The following is a 9,900-nucleotide window of genomic DNA, read 5'->3' on the forward strand; positions in this document are numbered from 1 at the left end:
CTTATCCTCTGGTACTTGCCAGGGGATTTTTGGCTCTTTGTCAACTGTAGTGGGTTGAAGTCAGCTAATATCTAGAAAGGACACATTTCGTCCTTTCTTTTTTGATGTTCAGAGCGATGAAAATCGTTTTTTTGAAGTTTTCAAAGTTCCGGAAACCAAAGGCGTTGCGTTTGATGAGTTTGATGAGATTATTGGTTGCTTCTAATTTGGCGTTAGAATAGTGTAGTTGAAGGGCGTTGACAATCTTCTCTTTATCTTTGAGGAAGGTTTTAAAGAAAGTCTGAAAAAGAGGATGAACCTGCTTAAGATTGTCTTCAATAAGTCCGAAAAATCTGTCAGGCTCCTTATTCTGAAAGTGAAAAATCAAGAGCTGGTAGAAATCATAGTGGTGTTTCAAGTCTTCTGAATAGCTCAAAAGTCTATCTAGAATTTTTTTTATTGGTCAAGTGCATACGAAAAGTAGGGCGATAAAATCGTTTATCGCTGAGTTTACGACTATCTTGCTGGATGAGCTTCCAGTAGAGCTTGATAGCCTTGTATTCATGAGACTTTCGATCCAATTGATTCATGATTTGGACACGGACACGACTCATAGCACGGCTTAGATGTTGCACAATGTGAAAACGATCAAGAACAATTTTTGCATTAGGGAGTGAAACAGTCTGGGAGATGTTTCAGCCTGAGCCTAGAAATTCGAAAGCGAAGCTGTTTAGCCAAGTCATAGTAAGGACTAAACATATCCATAGTAATAATTTTGACGCGACATCGGACGGCTCTATCATACTTAAGAAAGTGATTACGAATGACAGCTTGTGTTCTACCCTCAAGAACAGTGATGATATTGAGCTTGTTAAAATCTTGCGCAATGAAACTCATCTTTCCCTTGGTGAACTCATACTCGTCCCATGATATAATCTCAGGAAGGCTATTGTAAAAAAAATAAAATTAGGTTATAATGACTTCTGATAAATGATTTTACTACAAAAGGTTGGGTTAACTAAGGTGATGTTATGAAAACAGGGGCGTTAAGAATTTATTTTGGTTATGCTGCAGGAGTTGGAAAAACCTATGCTATGCTTAGAGAAGCGCAGCGAGCTCAAAAAGCTGGAGTAGATGTGGTAGTAGGTTACATTGAACCTCATAATCGACCTGAGACTATGGCTTTACTGATTGGTCTTGAGCAATTATCTCCTAAAACAATAAAATATAAAGGTATCACCTTAAATGAGTTTGATATTGATACTGCTTTAAGGCGTCAACCACGCATTATTTTAGTGGATGAATTGGCTCATACTAACTGTTTTGAGTCACGTAATAAAAAGAGGTACCAAGATATTAAGGAACTGCTTTATGCAGGGATTGATGTCTATACTACTGTAAATGTCCAACATATTGAAAGTTTAAACGATGTGATTGAAGCTATTACAGGGATTCAAGTTAATGAGATAATTCCAGATGCTATTTTTGATCAGGCTGATCAGATTGAACTTGTAGATATTGACCCATCAGATTTACTTGAACGATTGGATAAAGGAAAAATTTATTCTAAATCGCAAGCTAAATTGGCCAAGCGTCACTTTTTTACTGAAGAAAAGTTAATATCTTTGAGAGAAATCGCTTTGCGCAAAGCAGCTGATCAGATTAATGGAAGTGCTTTTCGAGGAAAAAAAGTTAAAGATAGTATTGTGACCAAGGAACATGTCTTGGTCTGTGTGTCACCCTCTCCCTCCTCTTCACATGTCATTCGCGCTGCTTCAAGATTAGCAAGTGCTCTTAATGCAGACTTTACAGCCCTGTATATTGGTAGTTTAGATAGGGAACTGACTAATCAGGAGTTACATCAGAACTTGGAATTGGCAGAGCGGTTGGGAGCTAAGGTGACAGTTATGGATTATAATAATGTGACCAAGCAGATTGCTGATTACGCAAAATTGAGCCGTGTTTCTAAGTTAGTAGTCGGAAAAAGTGGCTCCAGAACTATTTGGCCTAAAGAAAATATTGTGGAAGTTCTTAGTAAGAATGTTCCTGATTTGGATATGTTTGTAGTCCATAATACTAGAGGAAAAAAAGAGACTTCGGTTGGTAAGCTCTCGTTGCCTTCTTGGTTTTCTAAATGGCAATTTTCTTTCAGTGATTTGGTTAAAACACTGGTGGTATTGTTGCTAGTAACCTTAACAGGTCTTTTATTTCGTTTCTGGAATCTCAGTACCAACAACATTATAATAATATATATATTAAGTGTTCAAATAAATGCTGTTTGGACAAAAGGAAAACTTTATAGTGTGATTTCTTCTATTTTATCAGTTCTTTGTTTTAATTACTTTTTTGTGGCCCCCTACTACACTTTTACTTCTTTTAATCCTACTTATCCTATGACTTTTGCTATTATGTTAATTACTGGTCTGATTACTTCTAGTCTCATAAAAAGGATTCAAGAGCAGGCAAGATTATCTACTGAAAAATCTTATCTAACAGAGTTGTTACTACAAACAAATAGAGGATTATCTCAGGCAGACTCTATTCCTTCTATTTTAGAAGAACTAGCTATTCAAGTCAAAAAATTATTGAATAGTGATGTGGTGATTTATCCTGTAACAGGTGGTACTTTGGAGACGCCGAAATATTTCCCTACCAGTCATTCTTTGAGGACCTTAGCTGATTACTATCAGTACAATGAGCGAGGAGTGGTTGAGTGGGTTTTATATAATAATAAACAAGCTGGAGCAACAACAAACACCTTGTCTGCTGCTAAATTTCTGTATTTATCTGTCAGAGGTAAAGATTCTGTTTTTGCTATTATTGGTATTTTAATAGAGGATAAAACAATGATTGACCTGTTTGAAAAATCTGTTATTCTAACTGTTTTAGGAGAGGCATCCTTGGCATTAGAAAAAGAAGCATTACGCGAAGAACAACAAAAAATGGAACTTAAAATACAAAAAGAACAGTTAAGGGTTGATTTGTTAAGGGGAATCTCACATGATTTGAGAACTCCACTTACAAGCATATCAGGTCAGTCTAAATTAATGATGGAGACGGGGGGAATTATGGAGAAACAGCGTATGATAGAATTAGCTGCCTATATTTACGATGACTCTATGTGGTTGATTAATCTGATTGAAAATTTATTGTCAATTACTAAATTGGATAATGATACTACTCTTTCATTAAGAATAAATGTTTTCGATGAGTTGATTGAAGAAGCTTTGAAACATGTGGATCAACATATTAAGAATCATGACTTTGTTTTAATTTTATCAGATGATTTATTAATAGCTAAAATGGATGCTCCCTTGATTGTGCAAGTACTGGTTAATATCATTAACAATGCAGTTAAATATACGCATGAAGGATCTTTAATTACATTGACGAGTAATAGAAAGGATCAGAACCTGGTGGTTGAGGTTTCTGACGATGGTCCTGGTATTAACGATCAAGCAAAAGAAAAGATTTTTGACCTTTTTTATACATCAGAAAATTTGGCATCCGATGGTAAAAGAGGCCTAGGTATAGGATTATCTTTATGTAAGAGTATTATTACAGCACATGGGGGGACTATTTACGTCCATGACAATACTCCTAAAGGAGTTATCTTTGGATTTACACTACCACTAGCGGAGGTGAATGTATTACATGAAAAATGAAAATGTTAAGATTTTAATTTGTGAAGATGACTCTTCCGTTAACAGACTTTTATCCTTAGCAATGGAAGTTGAAGGTTATCATTATGTATCAGTTCGGACTGGAGAGGAAGCTTTGCGTCAGATCATTTCGCAATTTCCAGATTTATTATTATTGGATTTGGGTTTGCCAGATATGGATGGTAAAGACATTATTGACAAGATTCGTAGCTTTTCACAGCTACCTGTTATTGTTGTTAGTGCACGTGGAGAAGAAAGTGACAAGATTGATGCACTTGATGCTGGGGCAGATGATTATTTGACGAAACCCTTTAGCATTGATGAGCTTTTCGCTCGGTTAAGAGTTAGTCTTAGGAGGTCAAAGCAGATTAATCAACAAAGTGACGGTAATTCTGAAAAATCATCTTTTACTAATGGCTGGCTACATGTTGATTTTTTATCTAATCGTGTATTTGTTAATAACCAAGAAATTCACTTAACCCCGATTGAGTATAAGTTGCTTTGTCTTCTATCAGAGAATGTTGATAGAGTGTTGACTTATCGTTTTATTGTCAAGGAAATTTGGGGATATTATGAGGAAGATTTTTCTGCTTTGAGAGTTTTTGTTAATACATTGCGAAAAAAAATCGAATTAGGATTGGGTTACTCTAAAATGGTTCAAACTCATATTGGTATCGGTTATCGTATGATTAAGATTGAAAATTATGATGACAAATAATCCAAAAAGAATTTTATTCACCTGATTTGTAATTTCTTGGCAGCTATTTGAAACAAGTCTTAGGATAGGTTGTCTTAGGTTATTTTAGGAGACAATCTTTATATAATCTTTATTTTATATCCGTAATCTTTATATCATTTTTATACTTTTCGTGGTAGAATGATTATATTCTTGAAGGAGGATACAATGCTAGTAGATTTCATAATGTTTCTAGTTTTATTTTTTATTTTTTTGTTAATGATTGGTTTTATTGTTTGGTGTGATAAGCACCTTAAAGGTGATTAGAGGGAGAGTGTACTATGATAGTATTAGGAATAATTTTTGGTTTATTAATCTGTTATTTATTTTATGCTCTGTTACACCCGGAGAGATTTTAGGAGGAATGTGAGATGTTACAAATCATATTTGTCTTAGTACTGGCTTGTATTATTATATTACCAACTGGAAAGTATCTTTACCATATAGCTAGCCAGCAAAAAACTTTTGCAGATCCCATTATGGATCCTATTGATAGGTGGATTTATAAGTTGCTTGATGTGGACAAAAAAGGAATGACTTGGAAGGAGTATGCTGTAGCCCTTATTTTAACTAATGCTGTTATGGCTCTAGTGGCTTATGTAATCCTAAGAACACAGGCCTTTTTCTTTTTGAACCCCACCCGTGTTGGTTCATTAGAATCAAGCCTGAGTTTCAATACAGTCATATCTTTTATCACCAATTCTAATTTACAAAATTATGCTGGTGAGAGGGATTTGTCTTTTTTTAGTCAGATGGTTGTCATTACTTTTATGATGTTTACCTCAGCTGCTTCAGGCTATGCTGCTGCTATGGCTTTTATCAGAGGTGTATCAGGCAAGTATCAAGACATGGGGAATTTCTATGTTGACTTTGTTCGGGTGATTACTCGAGTGTTGCTTCCTTTTTCAATAATAGGCTCTTTGTTACTTATTTCACAGGGGGTTCCCCAAACACTATCAAAAGAGTTATATGCGACTACTTTGGAGGGCAATTTACAAGGTCTTATAATGGGACCGGTCGCTTCTCTTGAAATTATTAAACACTTGGGAACCAACGGTGGTGGTTTTTTTGCAGCAAATTCAGCAACTCCCTTTGAAAACCCTAATGTAATCACAAATATTATTGAAATGCTATCTATGATGTTGTTACCAGGTTCTATGGTAGTTGTTTTTGGTCATATGGTTTCATCTAGGAAAAAGGAAGATCATCCCTTTGAATCTGTACAGAAAGTTTCTTATAAGTCCACTAAATCTACGTTTATTAAACTAGGAGGACAGGCAAGACCGCTTCTGATTGTTATGCTATTCTTATTTTTTGTTGGTTTATCCATTATTGTTTGGTCAGAAAGTAGAGGAAATCCTGTCTTGCATCAATTGGGTTTGAATCAATCAATGGGAAGTATGGAAGGTAAAGAAGTTAGGTTCGGTATTCCAATGTCTGGTCTGTTTACAGAAATAACAACGGCTTTTACAACGGGTTCCGTGAATAATATGCACGATACTTTGACTCCTCTAAGTGGTGGAGTAGCTATGATTAACATGATGCTCAATGTTATATTTGGCGGTAAAGGTGTAGGAATAATGAATATGATGCTGTACGTTCTTCTTACTGTTTTTATTTGTGGATTAATGATTGGGCGTGCACCTGTTTATTTAGGAAAAAAAATTGAAGGTAAAGAAATGACTTTAATTGCTTTAGCCATCATGGTTCACCCTATGATTATTCTAGGTTTTTCAGCAGTAGCTGTCTCATTGCCAGCAGGATTTAACAGTGTTACCAATCCAGGATTTCATTCTTTATCACAAGTGATTTATCAATTTACCTCAGCTTCTGCTAACAACGGATCGGGATTTGAAGGACTAAAAGACAATACTTTATTCTGGAATATATCTACAGGATTAGCTATGTTTTTTGGACGCTATGTGACTTTGATTCTTCAGCTATCGATTGCTGGTTCGTTAATGACTAAGCAACATGTGAATGATTCCCTAGGTTCTTTAAAAACAGATACGGGGACTTTTGCCATTATTTTAGGTGTGATAGTGTTGATTATATCAGCCTTAACTTTCTTACCAGTCCTTGTACTAGGACCTTTAGCTGAATTTCTAACTCAATGAGGTTTATTATGATTTCAAAGAAAACTTACTTTCTGACAAAAAAGATACTACTCAGTTCCCTTAAAGGAGCGGTCGTAAAACTTCGCCCTAGTTACATGATTAAAAATCCAGTAATGTTTGTAGTTGAAGTTGGTTTTGTTCTGACCTTCTTTTTAACAATTATCCCCGTTGATGCTCAACAAGATAGCCAAAGTAGTCAATTGTATAATGGCATAGTAGCAGTGATCTTATTTTTAACTTTATTATTTTCTAATTTTGCTGAATCCATTGCGGAAGGAAGAGGAAAAGCACAGGCTGAAAGTTTAAAAAAGACGCAAGAAAATATGACAGCTAGACGACTCTATTTTGACAATGATGGTCAGACCCTTCTTGAAGAAACTATTGAGGCCACAGCCTTGCAAAAAGGAGATATCGTTCTGGTTAAGGTAGGAGAATTAATTCCTGGTGACGGTGAAGTTATTGAAGGAATTGCTTCTGTAGACGAATCAGCTATTACAGGAGAGTCAGCTCCGGTGATCAAAGAACCTGGTGGTGATTTTGCTTTTGTAACAGGAGGGACAACTCTTGCTAGTGACTGGCTTAAGTTGAAAATGACCTCACGTGCTGGAGAGTCTTTCTTGGACAAAATGATTTCCTTGGTAGAGGGTGCTTCTCGGCAAAAAACCCCTAATGAAATTGCCTTGAATACTTTGCTAGTCAGCTTAACAATTATATTCTTAATGGTAATTGGAAGTTTGTACCCGATTGTTAGCGCTTTGCACATAAAGATTACAGTTACTACTCTTGTGGCATTGACCGTATGTTTAATTCCAACAACAATTGGAGGTCTGCTGTCAGCAATTGGAATTGCAGGTATGGATCGCGTTACACGGTTTAATGTGATTGCTATGTCAGGAAAAGCAGTGGAGTCTAGTGGTGATGTGGATACTATGATTTTGGACAAAACAGGAACCATTACCTTTGGAAATCGTATGGCTGCTCATTTTGTTCCTGTAGATGGTGTTAGTCAAGAGTCTTTAATAAGAGCAGCTATGCTAAGTTCTCTACAGGATGATACACCGGAAGGAAAATCAATTGTTAAGCTTGCTAAAGAATATGGGGCAAGTATTCCTCCTATTTCTGAAGATATGACCTTTATTGATTTTACTGCTCAAACACGAATGAGTGGGATAGACTTTGTTGATGGGGGAATGATACGTAAGGGTGCCACAGATGCTATAAGTCGCTATATTAAAGGTAAAGGTGGTGTGATTCCGAAAGATTTGAAGTCTATCAGTGAAAGAATTGCTTCAGCTGGGGGAACTCCACTGGCAGTAGTGGAGGGGCAGAATATTTTGGGAGTGATTGCTCTCAAGGATACCATCAAACCAGGTTTAGTTGAGCGTTTTGCTCGCCTACGGGCAATGGGAATTAAAACTATTATGTGTACCGGTGATAATCCTCTTACCGCTGCGACCATAGCTCAAGAAGCAGGCGTTGATAGCTTTATCGCTGAATGCAAGCCAGAAGATAAAATTGAAGCTATTAAAAAAGAACAACGCTTAGGAAAAGTTGTTGCGATGACAGGAGATGGGACTAATGATGCCCCAGCACTAGCTCAGGCAGATGTCGGTATTGCTATGAATTCTGGAACAAGTGCTGCTAAAGAAGCTGCTAATATGGTGGATTTAGATAGCGATCCAACCAAGATTCTGGATATCGTTGAAATTGGAAAGCAATTATTAATGACGCGAGGAGCTTTAACCACTTTTTCAATTGCTAATGATATTGCCAAATACTTTGCCATTATTCCAGCTATTTTTATGCCCAGTATCCCCCAAATGCAATCGTTAAATATCATGTCATTATCAACGTCTTCCAGCGCAATTTTATCGGCTCTGATTTTCAATGCCATTATTATTCCTCTTCTAATTCCGATTGCGATGAAAGGAGTTTCTTATAAGCCTCAAAGGTCAGAAAAAGTTTTGGCTCATAACATGCTGATTTATGGTTTGGGTGGAGTCTTCATCCCGTTTATTGGAATTAAAATCATTGATATGAGTATTACTCCATTATTGTATCTATTGGGTTTATCCTGATAAGATAAGATTAGTTTAATATAATATAATATTTAGAGGAATAAGATTGAAACTTATCTACATTGCTTTACGTTTAAAAGAATCAGTGTCTTTTCCTTGGGTTGAACATGAAAGGAATGAATAACAATCATGAGAAAAATATTTATACATATCAGACGTTCTGTCCGACTAAGTCTTTTATTTGGGGCGGTTTGTGGATTATTTTACCCTTTGCTGATTACCGGATTAGGGCAGTTTATTTTTCCTGTTCAAGCCAATGGTAGTCAAATTAAGCAGGATGGGAAGCTTATTGGATCGGCTTTAATTGGGCAAGAATTTTCGTCAGCTGCTTTTCTGCATGGTAGACCATCTGCTATTCAGTATAATACTTACCTTAGCGAAGGAGACCCAAGTGGACAAAGGCGGGATATTACTTCTGGTTCCCAAAATCTGGCTCCTAGTAATCCTGAACTAAAAGTACGTGTTCAAAAGGAACTGTCTCTTCTCATAGAAGAAAACCCAACTATTTCAATCAGAGATATCCCTGCTGATTTGGTAACAACATCGGCTTCGGGATTGGATCCAGAAATCAGTCCAGAAAGTGCTAAACTACAACTCCCCCGTATTTCTAAGACAACAGGTATTAGCTTGCCTAGACTGGAAGAAATCATTGACAAGCATACAGTAACAAAAATTTTTGGATTTCTAGGTGAAGATAGGGTGTCTGTGTTAAAAGTTAACATCGATATTATGAAGGAACTAAACTAACACCGCTGTAAAAGTTATACGGGTATTATTGCAAGTAATTAGTAGTGAGAGGTACGCCTATTACAAAAAAAGGGATAAAAAAGAACTCTTACTTCCTAGACTATATAATCTGATGAGTATCTTACAGATAGAGAAAGGAAGTTGGCATTTATTTATGAACTACTTTTAGCTGGTTTGAGATTTGTGACAAACTCATTTCACTGAAGAATTGTCAATCGAAAGTGATGATGTCCCAAAAAAATGGTGAGATTGAGGGCAATTATTTTGATTTTATTTGATACGAGGAACCCTTGAAGCTGTTTTGTCAAATGAAATGCTTGTCTTAGACTCCTTGCTTTCTCTCTCCTAAATGTAAGGGATAGAGTGATTTCCTTTAAGGAACAGCTTCCCATTTAGCGAGAAATAGATTATACTTGTAGCTGAGGAGAATCAAGCTCCTCACTAGTAAACTCTTCATAATCCTTTTTATTTTTCTGAAGATATTGTTTGAAAGATGTGAGTTTCCACGGATGGGTTTGTGGAGGGATATACTTGCGTCTTTCTTTTTTTGTTCTGGTTCTGGTTCAAAGTTTTTCGAATAG

The 9,900-nt window shown here is 36.2% G+C and carries 7 protein-coding genes and 1 pseudogene; 6 read left to right on the top strand and 2 right to left on the bottom strand.

Annotation, left to right across the window (positions count from 1 at the left end; genetic code table 11):
• Nucleotides 1-64 precede the first annotated feature (64 nt).
• Nucleotides 65-945, bottom strand: a pseudogene (locus HT669_RS01640) (ISL3 family transposase); the annotation flags it as partial.
• Nucleotides 946-1,010: 65 nt separating this feature from the next.
• On the opposite strand from HT669_RS01640, the gene HT669_RS01645 reads away from it, so the two are divergent.
• The 6 genes from HT669_RS01645 to kdpC all read left to right on the top strand — a co-directional run bounded on the left by HT669_RS01645 (nucleotide 1,011) and on the right by kdpC (nucleotide 9,319).
• Nucleotides 1,011-3,644, top strand: coding sequence for a sensor histidine kinase KdpD (locus tag HT669_RS01645; RefSeq protein WP_000847726.1), 2,634 nt, complete (start codon nucleotides 1,011-1,013; stop codon nucleotides 3,642-3,644).
• Nucleotides 3,634-4,359, top strand: coding sequence for a response regulator transcription factor (locus HT669_RS01650; RefSeq protein WP_000787304.1), 726 nt, complete (start codon nucleotides 3,634-3,636; stop codon nucleotides 4,357-4,359). The genes HT669_RS01645 and HT669_RS01650 overlap by 11 nt, the downstream gene beginning before the upstream one ends.
• Before the next feature lie 299 nt (nucleotides 4,360-4,658).
• A complete protein-coding gene (kdpF, locus tag HT669_RS01655; protein ID WP_007285010.1) occupies nucleotides 4,659-4,736 on the top strand; it encodes a K(+)-transporting ATPase subunit F in 78 nt (25 codons plus the stop codon).
• A 12-nt stretch (nucleotides 4,737-4,748) separates the two neighbouring features.
• Entirely contained in the window at nucleotides 4,749-6,494 is a 1,746-nt protein-coding gene (locus HT669_RS01660) for a potassium-transporting ATPase subunit KdpA (RefSeq protein WP_000939242.1), read from the top strand.
• An 8-nt stretch (nucleotides 6,495-6,502) separates the two neighbouring features.
• Entirely contained in the window at nucleotides 6,503-8,572 is a 2,070-nt protein-coding gene (gene kdpB / locus HT669_RS01665; RefSeq protein WP_172933609.1) for a potassium-transporting ATPase subunit KdpB, read from the top strand.
• A gap of 129 nt (nucleotides 8,573-8,701) precedes the next feature.
• A complete protein-coding gene (gene kdpC / locus HT669_RS01670) occupies nucleotides 8,702-9,319 on the top strand; it encodes a potassium-transporting ATPase subunit KdpC (RefSeq protein ID WP_001225808.1) in 618 nt (205 codons plus the stop codon).
• Between the two features lie 373 nt (nucleotides 9,320-9,692).
• Here kdpC and HT669_RS10850 read toward each other — a convergent pair.
• Nucleotides 9,693-9,900, bottom strand: a 208-nt coding sequence (locus HT669_RS10850) for a nicotinate-nucleotide adenylyltransferase (RefSeq protein WP_205380520.1), incomplete at its 5' end; no start/stop codon positions are given.

The organism is Streptococcus sp. 2100 (genome assembly GCF_013276335.1).
Classification (GTDB): domain Bacteria; phylum Bacillota; class Bacilli; order Lactobacillales; family Streptococcaceae; genus Streptococcus; species Streptococcus pseudopneumoniae.